This is a genomic window from Streptococcus dentasini, assembly GCF_053206945.1.
This window is the reverse complement of sequence record NZ_JBRUHS010000003.1, coordinates 222,758-239,050: the sequence shown is the minus strand read 5'-3', so window position 1 is coordinate 239,050 and position 16,293 is coordinate 222,758. Positions and strand designations below refer to the sequence as shown.

The 16,293-nt window shown below is 40.5% G+C and carries 17 protein-coding genes; 5 read left to right on the top strand and 12 right to left on the bottom strand.

The window, feature by feature from the left end; genetic code table 11:
* Positions 1–33 precede the first annotated feature (33 nt).
* Positions 34–816: a TraX family protein gene (locus tag ACVR1G_RS04115; RefSeq protein ID WP_447451923.1), complete on the top strand. Its 783-nt coding sequence runs from the start codon at positions 34–36 to the stop codon at positions 814–816.
* Positions 817–911: 95 nt separating this feature from the next.
* Here ACVR1G_RS04115 and ACVR1G_RS04110 read toward each other — a convergent pair whose 3' ends face one another.
* The gene (locus ACVR1G_RS04110) at positions 912–3,545 is read right to left on the bottom strand and encodes an ABC transporter permease (protein WP_447451922.1); all 2,634 of its coding nucleotides are present in this window, start codon (positions 3,543–3,545) and stop codon (positions 912–914) included.
* Between the two features lie 12 nt (positions 3,546–3,557).
* Positions 3,558–4,259 carry an ABC transporter ATP-binding protein gene (locus ACVR1G_RS04105; protein ID WP_004228619.1) on the bottom strand — a complete coding sequence of 234 codons (702 nt, stop codon included), beginning with the start codon at positions 4,257–4,259 and terminating at the stop codon, positions 3,558–3,560.
* A 119-nt stretch (positions 4,260–4,378) separates the two neighbouring features.
* Here ACVR1G_RS04105 and ACVR1G_RS04100 point away from each other — a divergent pair, with 119 nt between their 5' ends.
* Entirely contained in the window at positions 4,379–4,927 is a 549-nt protein-coding gene (locus ACVR1G_RS04100) for a TetR/AcrR family transcriptional regulator (protein ID WP_447451921.1), read from the top strand.
* A 727-nt stretch (positions 4,928–5,654) separates the two neighbouring features.
* Here the strand turns inward: ACVR1G_RS04100 and ACVR1G_RS04095 are convergent.
* The 3 genes from ACVR1G_RS04095 to ACVR1G_RS04085 all read right to left on the bottom strand — a co-directional run bounded on the left by ACVR1G_RS04095 (position 5,655) and on the right by ACVR1G_RS04085 (position 8,533).
* On the bottom strand, positions 5,655–6,206 hold the full coding sequence (locus tag ACVR1G_RS04095) for a cysteine hydrolase family protein (protein WP_447451920.1): 552 nt from the start codon (positions 6,204–6,206) through the stop codon (positions 5,655–5,657).
* 92 nt (positions 6,207–6,298) lie between these two features.
* Positions 6,299–7,081, bottom strand: a complete 783-nt coding sequence (gene codY, locus ACVR1G_RS04090; protein WP_447451919.1) for a GTP-sensing pleiotropic transcriptional regulator CodY — start codon at positions 7,079–7,081, stop codon at positions 6,299–6,301.
* A 237-nt stretch (positions 7,082–7,318) separates the two neighbouring features.
* Positions 7,319–8,533, bottom strand: a complete 1,215-nt coding sequence (locus ACVR1G_RS04085; RefSeq protein ID WP_447451918.1) for a pyridoxal phosphate-dependent aminotransferase — start codon at positions 8,531–8,533, stop codon at positions 7,319–7,321.
* A gap of 297 nt (positions 8,534–8,830) precedes the next feature.
* Here ACVR1G_RS04085 and ACVR1G_RS04080 point away from each other — a divergent pair, with 297 nt between their 5' ends.
* Positions 8,831–9,280 (top strand): universal stress protein, encoded by a 450-nt coding sequence (locus ACVR1G_RS04080; RefSeq protein WP_447451975.1) that lies wholly within the window; start codon positions 8,831–8,833, stop codon positions 9,278–9,280.
* Positions 9,281–9,452: 172 nt separating this feature from the next.
* Here ACVR1G_RS04080 and ACVR1G_RS04075 read toward each other — a convergent pair whose 3' ends face one another.
* A complete protein-coding gene (locus ACVR1G_RS04075) occupies positions 9,453–10,856 on the bottom strand; it encodes a Cof-type HAD-IIB family hydrolase (protein WP_447451974.1) in 1,404 nt (467 codons plus the stop codon).
* A gap of 72 nt (positions 10,857–10,928) precedes the next feature.
* Between ACVR1G_RS04075 and ACVR1G_RS04070 the strand changes: the two genes are divergently transcribed.
* Together ACVR1G_RS04070 and ACVR1G_RS04065 are read left to right on the top strand one after the other, a co-directional pair.
* Positions 10,929–11,894: an asparaginase gene (locus ACVR1G_RS04070; RefSeq protein ID WP_447451917.1), complete on the top strand. Its 966-nt coding sequence runs from the start codon at positions 10,929–10,931 to the stop codon at positions 11,892–11,894.
* A 50-nt stretch (positions 11,895–11,944) separates the two neighbouring features.
* Positions 11,945–12,097: a hypothetical protein gene (locus ACVR1G_RS04065; protein ID WP_447451916.1), complete on the top strand. Its 153-nt coding sequence runs from the start codon at positions 11,945–11,947 to the stop codon at positions 12,095–12,097.
* Between the two features lie 417 nt (positions 12,098–12,514).
* Here ACVR1G_RS04065 and ACVR1G_RS04060 read toward each other — a convergent pair whose 3' ends face one another.
* The 6 genes from ACVR1G_RS04060 to ACVR1G_RS04035 form a co-directional block, all read right to left on the bottom strand.
* Positions 12,515–13,093 (bottom strand): DUF3267 domain-containing protein, encoded by a 579-nt coding sequence (locus ACVR1G_RS04060; protein ID WP_447451915.1) that lies wholly within the window; start codon positions 13,091–13,093, stop codon positions 12,515–12,517.
* Positions 13,094–13,111: 18 nt separating this feature from the next.
* Positions 13,112–14,026 carry an aldo/keto reductase gene (locus tag ACVR1G_RS04055; protein ID WP_447451914.1) on the bottom strand — a complete coding sequence of 305 codons (915 nt, stop codon included), beginning with the start codon at positions 14,024–14,026 and terminating at the stop codon, positions 13,112–13,114.
* A 111-nt stretch (positions 14,027–14,137) separates the two neighbouring features.
* Positions 14,138–14,752 (bottom strand): CPBP family intramembrane glutamic endopeptidase, encoded by a 615-nt coding sequence (locus tag ACVR1G_RS04050; RefSeq protein ID WP_447451913.1) that lies wholly within the window; start codon positions 14,750–14,752, stop codon positions 14,138–14,140.
* A 31-nt stretch (positions 14,753–14,783) separates the two neighbouring features.
* Positions 14,784–15,002 (bottom strand): helix-turn-helix domain-containing protein, encoded by a 219-nt coding sequence (locus ACVR1G_RS04045; protein ID WP_447451912.1) that lies wholly within the window; start codon positions 15,000–15,002, stop codon positions 14,784–14,786.
* A gap of 11 nt (positions 15,003–15,013) precedes the next feature.
* Positions 15,014–15,526: a DUF2975 domain-containing protein gene (locus ACVR1G_RS04040; RefSeq protein WP_447451911.1), complete on the bottom strand. Its 513-nt coding sequence runs from the start codon at positions 15,524–15,526 to the stop codon at positions 15,014–15,016.
* 16 nt (positions 15,527–15,542) lie between these two features.
* Positions 15,543–15,935 carry a DUF5684 domain-containing protein gene (locus ACVR1G_RS04035; protein WP_447451910.1) on the bottom strand — a complete coding sequence of 131 codons (393 nt, stop codon included), beginning with the start codon at positions 15,933–15,935 and terminating at the stop codon, positions 15,543–15,545.
* Between the last annotated feature and the right edge of the window lie 358 nt (positions 15,936–16,293).

Here is a 16,293-nt window from a genome sequence, read left to right as displayed (position 1 = left end):
TTTTGGTACACTGATATCAAGGAGGAAGATGCCATGAAAACATTAAAAGGATGGAATACCAATCAGCTCAAATACATCGCTCTCGTCTTTATGGTACTTGACTCTGCATTTTTTGCCTTCCCCGGCTTACCAAGCTGGCTGCACCTCATCACACGATTTGTTGCTCCTGTCTTTGCTTATTTAACACTGGAAGGTTTCTTTCATACCAGAAATCGGCAAAAACATTTGCTTAGGCTGTGGACGGCTGCTATTCTCATGCAACTGGGTGACTTCCTATCTCTGCTGCTCCTAGGACCTAAGCACCAGATCGTAGATAATATCTTTTTAACCCTCGCTTTAGGTTACAGCATGATCTATTTTTGGCAAAAAGCCAAAGATTCCACCAATCAGCGCAGCCTTAATTTTATCTTGGGAACAGTGATTTTCATCATGGGACTTTTCCTATCGCTTATCGGTCTGCCTCTGAGCCAGCACCTCAGTCTGACACTGGAAGGCGGTATCCCAATTCTCTTTCTCATGCTGATTTTCTGGAGATTTTATGGTAATCCTAAAAGGCAGCTGCTCGTCTTTGGATTATGGAGCGTCTTGCTCTTTATCATAATGGGACCAGACCTTAATATCAGTCATTACCCAAGTCTGGGTGTCTGGTTTGAGATGTTTTGTTACAACAGCGATGCTATGAGCTTCCTCTTCCTTCCCTTCCTATTTTTCTATAATGGGCAAAAAGGCAGCACTAAGCCTATCCATAGATGGTTCTTTTATATCTTTTACCCTGCCCATCTCTGGATCTTGCATATACTAGCTTTCTTCTTGTAAATGAATTTTGCACATCATAAAGAGGTTGAGAACGTTCTCAACCTCTTTTAACCTGTAGAGAGGATGATATCACCAACACTTCTGCTGGCAATTTATCACTCTGCCGCCTGTAAAGCTTCCAGCATATCAATATATTTCAGACGGTAGTGAACAAATACTCCTAACCCCACAAGAATAAGACTGATAAAAATGATTGGGATTACATAAACCTGAATATCAACATTTGTTCCAAATAATACATTATCAGAACCAATCATCTCCATGATAACTTGATGCAAATAATGACCAGCTAAGAGTCCTAAAGCAATTCCTACCATTGAAAGCACAATCGTTTCGCGGTAAATATATAAGGTAACCTCACTATCATAAAAACCAAGAACTTTTACCGTTGATAATTCTCTAATACGTTCAACAATATTGACATTAGTCAAGTTATAAAGAATAACAAGGGCCAAAAGAACTGTATTGACAACCAGAACAATCATGGCTGCATTCAAAGAGGTAACAATTGTTTTAATCATCTTCATCCGAGATGTATTTTGAGTCACCGATGCAACCTCGTTCATAGCCAGTAATTTCGTTGATATATCCTTAATATGAGAAGAAGAATCATCCTTTAGGTTGATAAAATAAGCATTATCATCGGGCTTCTGACCAAAAATATCTTGATAGACCGACTGGGTCATAAATAAATAGTGGCCGACATTCATCTTGACGACGGCAGCAACCTTGACACGGCGCTTCTTACCATCACTGTCCTTAAGATAAAAACTCTTACCGTCATCGACCTTATAAAAGCGGGCTAATTTTTCAGAGATAACAACACCATGCTTAGGCAGTTTTAAGTTCTGATTAGTACGGGCATCCCTTAAGCGAACAAAGTCGTCAAAGTTGTCGCCATCCGTTACCATAACAGCAATACTCTGTCTGTCTTTCAACTGAGGAATCTCCTCAGTCAAGTGTGTATAGTAAATACTCTGATAACGCGCAATGTCCTTTGACCTTAAAAAGTCCGTTAAGTCATCATTATCTTTGACACCTTCCTTTTTCATAGCCACCAGATGATAAGGGGTCAACTGCGTAAACTGTTCCTGTATCACCTTACCCAAGGAGGACTGGATCCCCAGACCGGCAAAAAGAAGTGCAACTGAACCAGCTACCCCCAAAATCGTCATCAGCATCCGCTGCTTGTAGCGAAAAATATTACGGACTGTCACCTTATAAGTAAAACTCAGATGCCGCCACATAAACCCTATCCGCTCTAAAAAGATCTTCGACCCTCTCACAGGCGGTTTAGGCAGCAGCAACTGAGCCGGTTTTTCACCCAGTTCCTTACTGGCAATAAGATAAGCCGGTAAAACAGAACTCACTAATCCTAACAAAACAGCGATTAAGGTATAAGACCAGTAAAAGGATAGATGGGGACTGCCCAAGACCATATTTCCTGAAAAAATCTGCAGCACAATTTTTGAAAGTAAATAATGGCCTCCGATAATGCCTAAGAGGCTGCCCAGCATGCCAGCTACAAAACCATAAATAAGAAATATCCGAATAACATCCTGTTTCGTATAGCCCAGGGCTGTCAGTAAGCCCGATTTGTTTCTTTCCTCATCAACAAATCGAGTCATCGTCGTAAAGGTAACCAAGGCAGCAACACCATAGAGCACAATAGGAAAAATATTGCCGAGATTGTCCATACTATCCGCATTGGCAGAATAGACCGTATAACCTTCTCCGCCCAGCATGGTCGAACGTGTATAAGTATTATAGATTGGCTTTGGCATGGCATCAATTTGAGTCTGAGCTTTTTGAATCTGCTGCTCCTTTTGAGCGATTGATTGGCGCGCTTGACTAATAGACTGCTGAGCCAACTCTTGCTGATAAGGAGGTGCTGATGCTAGAGCAGCTGTACTTTCTTGCAGCTTCTTTTTTGCGTCAGCCAAGGCTATTTTACTTTGGTCAACTTTTTTCTGCGGTGCCTTTTTCAAGTCTGCCAGACGCTTTTGGCCATTATCCTCTAACACTGTATCTAACGCGTCTTGATAACTATTCACTTTTTTAGTGTAACCATCAGAAAAAGGATTAAGCTTTTTCAGTCGGTCATAGCGAATTCTAGCCAAAGTATTGGTGCTATTCGCAAAGGCTGAGGAATTCACAACACCATAACTTGTCAGATTACCATCTCCTGCTGTCGATGATCCTAAATTTAAGTTAGACCAAATTTCAGATGACTTGATGAAACCGACTATTTTGAAATCTTTTTCTACCAAATTAGACTTCTCAGAAAGCTGAAAGGATAATTTATCACCCAGTTGATATTTCTTTTTCAAAGGAGCAGCCAGAGCAATCTCATTCTGTTTCTTGGGTAAATTGCCTGATTCTAACTGGTAAGTCGAGATGGTCTGACTATTGGAAAACACCCTCACAGCATTGTCGGTATCCTCAATCGTCACATCTGTTACTTTCCCAAACTCTACCTTAGCACCATCAACATGCTCTAACTCTTCCTGATCAGCCTGACTAAAACCATGGCTGGCTGTTACAAATAAATCTGCTGTTTGATGGACCTGCAGATACTCATCAGCTCTCCCTTGCATATTGGGTCTTGTTGCTTTTAAACCGATAAAGGTAAACGATCCTAAAAACATCAAAAGCATAATGGAAAGAAAGCGGCCTTTTGATCCCAACAAGGCCTTCCAGATCGTTTCCCAGTAAACCTTTTTTCTCATAAAATCACCCCTTTAATACTCAAGACTATCAATATCTAAAGGCTGATCATTGCAGGTAATCTTACTAACCTTGGCATCATGCAGATAGATCACTCTGTCAGCAATTGGCGCCAAGGACGAGTTATGCGTGACAATTATAACAGTGGCCCCTCTTTGACGAGACATATTCTGCAAGAGTTTTAGAATCTGCTTACCTGTTTGATAGTCCAGAGCTCCTGTAGGTTCGTCACATAGAAGTAACTTAGGATTTTTAGCCAAGGCACGGGCAATAGATACCCGCTGTTGCTCGCCACCAGACAGCTGGGCAGGAAAATGATCTAATCGACTTCCAAGTCCAACTCCCTCTAGGGTTGCGGCAGCATCTTTGGCATCAGATACTATCTCTGAAGCAAGTTCTACATTTTCTTTAGCAGTCAGATTGGGAACCAAGTTATAAAATTGAAAGATAAACCCAACATCATTTCGGCGATAAGTCGTTAACTCTTTTGGACTGTAAGTTGCGATATTGTTACCATCAATCCAAACTTCTCCTCCATCATTCGTATCCATGCCGCCAAGAATATTAAGAATCGTTGATTTACCAGCGCCAGAAGCTCCTAAGACAATAACCAACTCTCCTTTATTAATCTCAAAACTGATATCGTTATTGGCGACGACTTCTCTTTCTCCCATCTGATAACGCTTATAAGAATGTTTCATTTCAACATAACTCATCTAACCACCTCCTTATTTAGACAGTTGTTGCTTTAACCTTTCCTTTAGTATATAATAGACTAAAGTGAAAAACAAGCAGCATTATATAGACCTTTGTCTATTTAAAAAGGAGATATCACATGACCCAAAAGCGTCACACACAAAGTAAGGCCAAAATAAAAGCAGCTATTACCGAGCTGCTGCTAGAAAAGAAAGCATTTGGAGATATTACTATCCGTCAAATCACTGAGAAAGCCCACATCAACCGCAGCACTTTTTACCTTCATTATCAAGATAAATATGACTTGATTGAAAAGCTTATGCATGAGATAACTGACCACCTCCGAAAAGAATTGCATGATGATCCTGCCAGTATAGAAGAAAAACTCATTCACAGTCTCAATTACCTGCAAAGCCAGCAAGAATTTATTAAACTCATCATTGACATAGCACCGGTAAATTTTTCTCAGAAAACACGCCAGTTCATCACTGAGCTGGTTGAAAGCGACCCTGCCCTCTTTTATGATGTGGTCAACCCAGATCTACCCCTGCCCAAAGATTATAGGCTGACAACTTATGTTGCCAGCATTGAGAGTATTTATGCTCATTGGATGCTAACAGGTGCTCAAGAGCCCCCCCAAGACATTGCAGATATGATTCTAGTTGTCCGAGGATTTTATCAAAAATAATCATAAATAATGGAGGTAACATTATGGCAAGGCTATCTATCCATCGAAACATCAGTCTTTTCAACGACCGAAGCCCACTCTTTCTCATACTTGACAATAAAAATCTTGGCCGGCTAACAATCATTAAGCCAAGGGAATGCTCTGTCCCGGCTGGCGAACACACTGTCTATGTCAAAGATATCTTAGGATTTACCAGTCCAGTACTGACTATAAATATTCGAGAAGATAGAGAATCTGTAGTAAAGGTAAGCAACAAACTTTCCTTACTACTCCTATTGCTCTTTCTCATAGTATTCACTATTCTGCTCAAAAGTCCCCTAGTCTCATTCCCTGCCTCAGCGATTAACCCTATCTTAATAACTATCTGGCTGATATTCCTTGCAGCCCTCCTTATCTTTTCCCGCCACTCCTTTTATAAGATTCAAGAAGACAGTTTCATCTAAAAAGAGAGGCTTGGACAAACAACTATAATGGCTTTGCCTTCACCCATAAAGTATGGGAATCTCTAAAGATTGCGTATAAATCCACTGTCATTAAGTTAAGTCAGACACATACTCAAGCGACCAACTGGACATCAGGAAATTTTTCCGTCTGAGATCCAGTTGGTTATTTTTGTGTCTACTTAAAGAAGGGGGAGTATTACCCAAAATTTGAAATTATGGCACTCAGTAGGTAAAGCTTACTGAAAATTGCGCCCCTAGTCATCGCTTAAATAGCGATTCGATTTTCATTCTGTAACAGTCGCCCCTAAGACATTCTTGAAATGATCAAGGGCAAATTGATGATTTTCTTGAGTCAGGCTTGCCACGCAGGAAGCAGGAATCTCAATATCATAACCCAGATTATAAGCATCAATAGCTGTATGAAGGACGCAGATATCGGTGAGAACACCAGTTAAGACTAAAGTTGTCACCCGCCTTTCCCGCAGCCGAATATCCAGATCCGTTCCCGCAAAGGCTGAATAGTGGCGCTTATCCAGCCAGAAAACCCGACTGTCATCCTTGATAGCTTCATAAACATCAGCCAGCTGACCATAGAGGTTGCGTCCGCCGGTCCCCTTGATATTGTGAGGTGGAAAAAGTTTGGTTTCGGGATGAAAAGTATCTCCTTCATCATGGCCATCAATGGCAAAGAAAATATAATCACCAGCTTCATAGGCTGTCTGGGTTTTAGCAGCAATGGCTGTTTCAATGGCCTGAGCAGGCTGACCTGCTGTCAGTTTGCCATCATCCGCCACAAAATCATAGGTATAATCAATCGAAATCAGCGCTTTAGTCATTTTCACTCCTACTTTCTAAATCCCAGTTTAGCTATATCGTTATATAATTATATAAAAAGGGAGCGGGACACCTTTGCCCCAGCCCCTTTAGCTTATTCAAATTCTTTAATTTTGTCAAAGATACCTTCGTTGATAACTTTAAGATAAGTTCCCTTCATCCCCAAGGAACGGCTTTCGATAATACCAGCACTTTCCAACTTTCGCAAAGCATTGACAATAACCGAACGAGTAATCCCGATACGATCGGCAATAACCGAAGCAGTCAAGCGACCCTCAACACCACCTAGTTCATTGAGAATAGCTGCGACAGCCTTCATCTCCGAATAAGATAGCGTATTAATCGCCATATTCACCGCCGTCTGCTTACGAATGGTTTCCTCTAGATTCTCTGTTTGCAGATTGAGCAATTGAATCCCAACAACAGTTGCCGCGATTTCAACTAGGACCAAATCATCCTCAGTAAACTCATTGTCATTCCGCCAAATAATCAAAGAACCTAGACGCATGCCTCCGCCGTAAATCGGCGCTAGCGTTGTCAGTCCATTAGGATAAATATCCCTTGATTCAACTGGAAAAATTGTTAACTCACTGCTAACTGGAATATTAGCTTCCGTGTCATAAACTCGACTAATCCCACGCAGGTAATCATCTGGAAACTGTTTAGCATCAAAGATTTCTTCAACACGGTCTGTATTAGTCTTATACTTAATGGCGTACCCTAAAAGGGTGCCGCCACCATCAACAATACAGGCGTTACAGTCAATAATATCTGCTAACTGCATAGCCATAATATTGTAAGGCAGATCCTCCTGCAAGCTATCAACTGAGCGTTGCAAAATGGAGGTGATTTTCCTAGTTTTTTCTAATAAGCTCATAGTATCATTTTTCCTTCTTTATTCGTTCATTTCCCTCATTATATCAGAGGCCCTAGTAAATTGCAAACAATTATCAGAATATTGCTTATTATTCCAAAATTATAAGCAATTTCAATCTGCTTCTCTTATAATGTTCGGATTTTATAGATAAAATCCCTCATGAATGCTAAAAATCTCCCTTTTAATATCTAAAAAAATAGAGCCAGATCTTGGATCCAACTCCATTTTTTAAAGTCACTAACGTTTGTACTGCGCTAAAACACGGGTAATTTTTTCTTGTACCTCTGACAATTCTTCGACTCTTGGTAAATAGACAATTCGGAAATGATCGGGTTTATTCCAGTTAAAGCCTTTACCAGGAACCAGCATAACCTTCTCTTGTTTCAACAATTGCAGAACAAATTCTTCATCATCATCAATCCGGTACATACTTTGGTCAATTTTAGGAAAAATATAGAGACCTGCTTGAGGTTTGACCGCTGACAGCCCGGGAATATCGTTGATAGCTTTAGTAATAAACTCTCGCTGCTCGTAAATACGACCGCCTGGTATCAGCAGTTCATCACCTGATTGGTAACCTCCCAAAGAGGTCTGAACGACATGCTGAGCCAAGACATTAGAGCAAAGTCTCATATTCGCCAGCATATTTAGGCCTTCAATATACCCCTTAACAGGCTCCTTGGGACCTGACAGCACCATCCAACCAACACGAAAACCACAGATACGGTGGGATTTGGAAAGGCCATTCATGGATACACAGAACACATCCGGCGCCAGACTGGCGATGGCCGTGTGCCTGGCCCCATCCATAACTAAACGGTCGTATATTTCATCCGCAAAAATAATCAAATCGTTTTGCCGTGCAATATCAACAAGTTCTTCTAAGATATCCTTGGGATAGAGAGCTCCCGTCGGATTATTTGGATTGATAACGACGATGGCCTTTGTGTTAGAGCTAATTTTTGATTTGATATCATTAATGTCAGGATACCAGCTAGCCTGCTCATCACATATATAATGGACGGCTTTCCCACCTGCCAAACTGACACAAGCAGTCCACAGAGGGTAATCAGGCATAGGTACTAGCACTTCATCTCCTTCATCAAGAAGCGCTTGTAGAGACATAGAGATGAGTTCCGACACCCCGTTACCGATGTAAATATCATCAATGGTAACTGGTGGGAATCCCTTAGTCTGGCAGTACTGCATGATAGCCTTACGAGCTGAAAAAATCCCCTTGGAATCAGAATAGCCCTCACTGTTACGAACATTGGCAATCAGATCCTGAATGACTTCGTCAGGAGCAGTAAAACCAAAAGCTGCTGGATTTCCTGTATTGAGCCTAAGAATTTTTTCGCCATTGGCTATCATGCGATTAGCCTCATCTAAGACGGGTCCACGAATATCGTAGGCCACATGTTCTAACTTGACCGACTTATCATACTGTTTCATACTTGTAACCTCTGTTGCTCTATTATAGCTTAAATTGTCAAAAAATTGAAATAAATACGGTAAAAACCTTAACTCCTACCAGAACAAAAAGGCTAATGCTGTCTACCCCCTACTTCTCTTGGTTTTCACATCTAGGTTTTTATACTGATTGTAAATGCCTTAATCTTTTTAGCTTCGGGAGAAGATTAGGTAAGGTGTATAAAAAATTTCGGAAAATCCCAGTAATCGCTTTCATAAAGTATGAAAAAAGAGTATAATAAGGGCGCAGAAGTAAGAACACTGGAGGTCAAACTTATGATTCAAGCATATAAACATATCCTCGTTGCCGTTGATGGTTCTAAGCAGGCTGAATTAGCCTTCAAAAAAGGTATAGCTGTTGCCAAACGAAACGGAGCTGAATTAATTCTAGCACACGTTATTGATACACGCGCCATTCAAAATGTCGCAGCCGTTGATACTTTCACTTATGAAAACCTTGAAAAAGAGGCGGATACATTGTTAGATAGCTACACCCAAACTGCCAAAGAAGCTGGAGTCAAAGATGTTCGCAAGGTCGTCGAATTCGGGAATCCTAAACGCCTGTTAGCCGTTGATATCCCTGAACAAGAAAAAGCGGACTTGATTCTTCTGGGAGCAACAGGACTAAATAGCTTTGAACGCTTACTGATCGGTTCGTCTTCAGAGTATATCATGCGCCATGCTAAGGTTGATATCCTAGTTGTCCGTGATGAACAAAAAACACTTTAGTCCATTACTCAAAAAGCAAATAACACTCCTTAGGTTTGATAAGCTATCTTACTTAGGAGTGTTTTTGAATGCCGAATTTTTGCATGGATACTGAGTTGAATTTTGGTTCACAGTTTGACCAGAATTAAAATAAAAATGGGAAAGCTTTTCTAACTCCTTAATAATGGAAATCTCAGTCTCCCCTAGATTCACGGTTGTTCTGGCGATTGAGAGCCTTTTGCAGTTGCCGATCAATTTCTTGTTTAATAGCAGGTTCAGGTGCAAAGCGTTCTTCCCAATCAGAGGGCTTCAAGACCTTGTGCGTCACAGGATCAAAATGTGCTTTACCATCTGGAAAAGTCTTTCCCATATTAGCACCGTGGACAATATCAAAAATAGCATTCGGATCCACTCCCATAAGGACGAAAGAACCATAAGTCAGATACAGCAGATCTACTAAAGCATCAACTTGCCCAATCAGAGGGCTTTCAGGATGATCCTTAGCTTGCACCTTGTTTGTCGCTTTATCAATCGCTTGATGAAGTTTAGAAATTGCCTGTTCAAATTCCTCCTGATTATGACTGGCAGCATAGACAAATTCGACAATTTCTTCTAGTTTAAAATCAGCGCGGTGACCTGCTTCAGTCAGCTCATAAACACGGGGAGTATTGTTGACTTCTCCATCCATAAGCCGATGAAAATCACGTACCTTATTGAAATTCTCATCAGAAGACAGAAAGTCATTTTCACTATCTAAATGAATAAGACCATAGTGGGATAAGGCCTTGGCAATACCATCTTGATTATTAGAATCCGTGATATAATAAGCGACCTGCTTCACAGCCTCCGTCGCATTTCCCATAGCAATACCGATACCAGAGCCCACTAGCATCTCAATATCATTCTCCGAATCACCAAAGGTCATAACCTCTGATAAATCAAAACCCAGCTGCAGCCCTAAACGTTTAATCCCCTTGATCTTAGACTGTCCTTGAGAAATTAAATCGGCTGAATAAGGACTGGAGCGGGTAATTTTAATATGGGGAAATCGCTCTTGGATTTTTGTCGTTTCCCCTTCTGTCGCAACCATAACAACCTGATAAACAGGTTCCCTCATAATCGTTTTGAGGGCCTCCAAATTCTGCGGTTTGATTCGACGAATAATATTCTTGAAGCTGCGCTCAACTAGCTTAGTCAGCTTCTTAGGAACTAGACGACTAACAACCTGACCGAAACGGCTGGTTCCCATATTGATAATATTGGAGCCCAAAAGTCCCAGAGAGGTCCCCAAAGAAACCTCCCGACGGCGTTCTTGAGCATATTTGATCAGGCGGTAGACGGTAGATTTAGGCAGTTGATTTTGGTAGATAATCTTATCACGAGTGAAAATGTATTGACCATTGTAGGTAACCGCAAAATCCAGACCAAGATTCTCCATAAAAGGACCGACAAAAGCAGGTCCTCGACCCGTAGCCACACCGACTAAAATCCCTTGATTTTTAAGCTCTGAAATCGCCTTTTGTGTCGAACGTGACACATTTTTACGATCGTTCAAGAGTGTACCGTCTATGTCGAAAAAAACCGCCCGAATCGCCAAACCACAGGCTCCTTTCATATGATTTATGTTAGAATAAATTATAACACAATTTTGGAAAGAAAATTCAGACAGATGAAAAAAATCCTTGTTCTCCATACAGGCGGTACCATTTCCATGCAGGCTGATGACACTGGCCAAATCAATCCCAGTGACGATAATCCCATGAACCATGTTGGTCTCGATTTAGCTAATCTGGATCTAACCATTATCGATTTTTTAAATATCCCCAGTCCTCACATGACTCCTTACCACATGTTGGCTATCTATCACAAAGTCAGAGAATGCGCTAACCAGTTTGATGGTGTCGTGATTACACACGGAACAGATACTTTAGAAGAAACAGCCTATTTCTTGGATACCATGGCTCTTCCTGCTATTCCTATCGTTTTAACTGGAGCTATGCGCTCATCCAACGAATTAGGAAGCGATGGTATTTATAACTACCTATCCGCTATTCGTGTAGCCAGTCATGACAAAGCAGCGGATAAAGGCGTACTGGTTGTCATGAACGATGAGATTCACGCTGCTAAATATGTAACCAAAACGCACACAACCAACCTTGCCACCTTTAATACACCTACCCACGGACCACTTGGTATTATCATGAAGCACGATATTCTCTTTTTCAAAACAGCTGAACCACGTGTACGTTTTGACTTAGACAGTATTACAGGTACCGTTCCTATTATCAAGGCCTATGCCGGTATGGGGGTGGGCGACGGTATTATCAGCTTACTAGATCCTCAAAAAATTGACGGGGTAGTTATCGAAGCACTGGGGGCAGGCAATCTGCCCCCAGAAGCCGCCCATGAGCTAGAAAGCTTAATGGCCAACGGCATTCCGGTTGTCCTTGTTTCCCGCTGTTTCAACGGTATCGCCGAACCTGTTTATGCTTACGACGGCGGAGGTGTAAAGCTACAGACAGCAGGTGTCATGTTTGTCAAAGAACTCAACAGTCAAAAAGCCCGTCTCAAACTCCTTATAGCCCTCAACGCAGGCTTAACAGGAGAGCAGCTGAAAGACTACATTGAAGGCTGACCTTCTCTCGCTAAGAGCCCACTATTTTCATGAAAAGAAAGGTGTCTTCTATGACGCTTACAATATCTGCTAAGGACAGACCTAAAGATAAGAACTTCCACTATTCCCTAGAGATTCCTGACCGGCAGTTGCTTTTGACAACTCTAGCCATTTGCGGGACTATTATCTTCTGTTCTGCCGCTAAATATTTAACTAAAAAATAAGCTGCCAAAAAAGGTCTAGTAGGCCTTTTTAATTGAGAAAAGTCCATTTTGGGCAATTTTCTTCAATCTGTTTTCTTTTACTTGAAATAAAAAAACTCATAGAACCATTGATATAACAGCATTTCTATGAGTTTCAATTATGTGGTAGTCAACCTTTGAATTGGCAATATTCTATCAATAATAGGGTTTGTCTACGTTCTGCTTTTTTCTATATAGTTTTAGATGCAAAGCACAGCAGCTGATTAAGTTTTGATACCTTGGCAGATCAACCTTTATAACTCTACTTAACGGTACCAAGAGGGGGCGAATAGTTTTAGGAAAGCCTGCTAATCTGGAAGCAAAACTTACAGACCAAGTGTCAAAAATTAGTCATGAAAATTTTTGAAAAATCAAAAGCTGCCAAATGATGAGTTTATCTCACTCTCTTTTTAACTGATCGTCCGACTGGTAAATAATCAAGCCAGTTTCTGTGTCTTGAACCGAAATCTCTTTACCGCTGTGTTTAAATAGCATGAGATAAGCATAGTACAAGTCACCAACACAGCCCGCAGCATGGATACTAGCAAGGGCAACATAGGCCGCTAAACCCATCAGTTTGACTGCCAATAAAAGAGAAAAAACAAAAGTCCAAGTGATAAAAGGTGCTAAGGAAATGATTAACATCTGCTTTTTACTGTAAATAGAACCTGGACTGGTCGCATAAATCATGCCCGATTCCCACTTAATACCAAATTTGACCCTGTTTTCAGGTTTAAATAGCTTGAAAAAGACACCATGAATCATTTCATGAATGAAAAAGACCGCAATTAAGGCTAAGAAAAATAAAAGCAACTTTCCTAGGCCAAAGTCGAACCTTACTGCATGACTTCCTATGATAGCCGCTCCTAACCATTCAAAGAAAAATGAAAACATGACAAAGAGCGGGATTGTTAGGATATTGAGCCAAATCACAATCTTCTTATTTTCTAAAATATTAACCTCTTGAATAACCCTCATCACTGAAACTCCTATTTCTTAAGGTAAATCATTGCCTGCACTGCGGTAAATATCGTACCATTCCGGACGTGTCAAAATGACTTTCTCAGCAGCTGCAATACGCGCAATACGCTCTGGATTCATAGAACCAATGATGGCTTGCATTTGAGCGGGATGACGTAAAATCCAGGCAATAATAATAGCCTCTGTCGAAACACTATAGTGCTCGGCGTATTTTTCGATGGTGGCCGTTAGATTTTCATAATTAGGATTCCCCATAAAGAGACCGCGTCCCAAATCAATTTGGAAAGGCGACCAAGCCTGAATAGTCATCTTGTTCAGACGGCAATAATCAATGACACCGTTATCTCGGTCAATAGCTGCGCTATTTTGCATGTTAACGTTAAGACCTGCATCAATCATCGGTGTATGAGCTGGCGACAGCTGCATTTGATTAACAGCTAAAGGCTGGTCTAAGTAGGTGTGCAAGAGTTCAATCTGAAAACGATTTTGATTGCTGACACCAAAATGCTTAACTTTACCAGCTTGCTGCAGTTGACTAAAGGCTTCCGCCACTTCTTCAGGCTCAACCAAGACATCTGGACGATGTAAAACCAAGAAATCCAGATAATCTGTTCCTAAGCGCTCCAAAATCCCATTAACTGAAGTTAGGATGTGCTCTTTGGAAAAGTCAAAATAACCTTTTTGAATACCGCATTTGGACTGTAGAATCATATCCTCACGCGCTAAACCTAAGTTTCTCACGGCATCGCGAAATCGCAGTTCAGACTGACCGCCACCATAAATATCAGCATGATCAAAGAAATTAATCCCTTGATTTATGGCCGACTGAATAACCGCACTTGCTTCTTTTGTATCCAGTGCAGCCATGCGCATACATCCCAAAACAATTCGTGAACTCTCAACACCTGTTGATCCTATTTGTTGTAACATGTCGTTTCTCCTTGTGACTTATTGGTAAAACCAGTATAGCACATTGTGAAAACGATTACTAAATCAGAGTGTTCTCATTGCAAAATCTTACTTAACACATAAGCAAACTCCTCACACTAAAAAATATAAAATAAAGGACTGAGAAATAAGATTCACAAGCGCATGAATACACCAACTTTCCAAAATACTACCATTTGGATTTTTTGAAACAAGCCAGCCCATAGCATAAGCTACTGAAAATGTCATAGAAAAGATGATCAAGACGGGCAGGAAACCATAAGTAATAAGAGCAAAGATATGAAGCAGAGCAAATAAGAAAGCTTGTAGAACATTACCAGCTCTTTGTCCCCACAATCTTGCAAAGAGTTTTCTCAAACAAGCACGAAAAAGTATTTCCTCTGAAAGCGACGTCTGAATAATAGCCCAAAGCAGAATGATTAAGACAGTTTCAACACTAAAACCTGTGGCTTGATAAGAAGCTGTCATTAAATTTCTTGTTGTTATACTATGGTTAGTATAAAGCCAGACAAAAGGAGCTATAAACAAGAATAGATAGATGACAGCAATGGAAAAGATATAGCCCCAGTGCATTTGGACTTTTTCAATACCCAACCAGACTTTAAAAGAATTTTGAGGTTTTCCTAACAAGCGATAAATCAGATAAGAGATTACAAACACACCCAAAACTTGCAAAAGGCTACTTATAATTTGACTAACTAGCAACATCCTAATCACCTCCTTTAGAACCCTTTAGAACTCAAAAATCCTCATCCCTATCAGCTACATATTGCAAAATATCACCAGGCTGGCAGCCTAATTCTCGGCAAATGGCTTCTAGGGTCGAAAAGCGGATAGCCTTGGCTTTCCCCGTCTTAAGGATAGAGAGATTGGCAGGTGTAATGCCGATACGTTCTGCTAACTCGCCAGATTTCATCTTTTTTCTGGCCAGCTCGACATCTAAATTAACAATAATCATAGGCTGACCTCCTATATCGTAAATTCATTTTCTTTGGCGATAACAACAGCTCTTTCAAGTACAACAGAAATCACCCAGACCAAAAGCGCGGCTAAGATATAGCTAAAGTCAAACAATGAAATATCATTATAGTGAGCATTGATACTGAAATTGATAATACCTGAATCCCCTGTATAAAAGGACATTAAAAATAAATAGAGACTCGTACGACGGGCTAATGTAACATTTTGCTCAGTAAAAATATGATCATTAAGAAGGTTTCTCAAAAATTGCTTAATACCCCTAAGAACCAATACGATTAAGACAAAGTTAAAGAGGACAGCGATCGCGGCTAGGCTAATACTTAAGAAAGAGGTCTGGAAATTTTCTCTTGCTAATGCCGCACCGACATAGTCTCTAACTGGCGGCACTACTACAGCAATCACACCAGTCAAAATCAGAAAACCAAAGGCAAAGTAGTTAAATCCCAACATCAAGTTTACAAAATAATAAATAGCTTTAATAAATTTAGTTTGTTTAGTCATAATCTTTCTCCTTTAACTACAGACTTCTCAAGACATGCGGGCGTGGACCTTGGTAGCGATCTCCTTGTATAAGCATGACGAGGCTAGCAATCGGCCGCAGAATCACAGCAAAGACGCAGAAACCTAAGCTCTTGCCATAGCTTCTTACATAAGAAAAATTCGTGTAGAGGTCATATATCCCAAAAATGAGGAGGAACCAGAACCACTTATTTTCTTCGCCAAAGCTGATTTTATGCTTGGTAAAGTTATTATAAAAGGGAATGATCGCCTTCCACCAAGATTCTCCTGCTCTCTGAAAGAGAACAGCATTGACAATGACTTCCATCAAGATAAAGGCTAGGCCAATGCCAAGCGCGATGGCATAGCCAGCTAAAGCAATAAGATCTTGATTCGTATAAATGGTTTCCATATTGATTCTCCTTATGACTAATATTTTCCTTTTTCGGAATATAATTATCGTATTTCGATATTTTTATATTACAACACAGAAAGCTGTTTGTCAATAATTTTTATCGTTTTTTGATATTTTTTTGTTGAGAATAAAAAAAAGAAGTGGGATCAACCTAAAAATTGAAAATTTTGGCTCTCTCCACGTCCTAATTTTAAGATGGAAACCTGAAATGATCTCTCCTCAGACCTCATGTGGCAAAACGAAAATCAGCCAGCAGTGGTTTATTGGTGCTAAAGCACCTAGTGAACTGTGCAGGAGTAAGAATTCATTCTAAAATAAGAAGACTGGACGAGTTTCGCCCAGCCTCTTCTTGTAC

Bases quoted from the DNA above. Each gene is read 5' to 3' on its own strand.
- ACVR1G_RS04115 (WP_447451923.1), top strand. From the start codon at position 34: ATGAAAACATTAAAAGGATGGAATACCAATCAGCTCAAATACATCGCT.
- ACVR1G_RS04110 (WP_447451922.1), bottom strand. From the start codon at position 3,545: ATGAGAAAAAAGGTTTACTGGGAAACGATCTGGAAGGCCTTGTTGGGA.
- ACVR1G_RS04105 (WP_004228619.1), bottom strand. From the start codon at position 4,259: ATGAGTTATGTTGAAATGAAACATTCTTATAAGCGTTATCAGATGGGA.
- ACVR1G_RS04100 (WP_447451921.1), top strand. From the start codon at position 4,379: ATGACCCAAAAGCGTCACACACAAAGTAAGGCCAAAATAAAAGCAGCT.
- ACVR1G_RS04095 (WP_447451920.1), bottom strand. From the start codon at position 6,206: ATGACTAAAGCGCTGATTTCGATTGATTATACCTATGATTTTGTGGCG.
- codY (WP_447451919.1), bottom strand. From the start codon at position 7,081: ATGAGCTTATTAGAAAAAACTAGGAAAATCACCTCCATTTTGCAACGC.
- ACVR1G_RS04085 (WP_447451918.1), bottom strand. From the start codon at position 8,533: ATGAAACAGTATGATAAGTCGGTCAAGTTAGAACATGTGGCCTACGAT.
- ACVR1G_RS04070 (WP_447451917.1), top strand. From the start codon at position 10,929: ATGAAAAAAATCCTTGTTCTCCATACAGGCGGTACCATTTCCATGCAG.
- ACVR1G_RS04065 (WP_447451916.1), top strand. From the start codon at position 11,945: ATGACGCTTACAATATCTGCTAAGGACAGACCTAAAGATAAGAACTTC.
- ACVR1G_RS04060 (WP_447451915.1), bottom strand. From the start codon at position 13,093: ATGAGGGTTATTCAAGAGGTTAATATTTTAGAAAATAAGAAGATTGTG.
- ACVR1G_RS04055 (WP_447451914.1), bottom strand. From the start codon at position 14,026: ATGTTACAACAAATAGGATCAACAGGTGTTGAGAGTTCACGAATTGTT.
- ACVR1G_RS04050 (WP_447451913.1), bottom strand. From the start codon at position 14,752: ATGTTGCTAGTTAGTCAAATTATAAGTAGCCTTTTGCAAGTTTTGGGT.
- ACVR1G_RS04045 (WP_447451912.1), bottom strand. From the start codon at position 15,002: ATGATTATTGTTAATTTAGATGTCGAGCTGGCCAGAAAAAAGATGAAA.
- ACVR1G_RS04040 (WP_447451911.1), bottom strand. From the start codon at position 15,526: ATGACTAAACAAACTAAATTTATTAAAGCTATTTATTATTTTGTAAAC.
- ACVR1G_RS04035 (WP_447451910.1), bottom strand. From the start codon at position 15,935: ATGGAAACCATTTATACGAATCAAGATCTTATTGCTTTAGCTGGCTAT.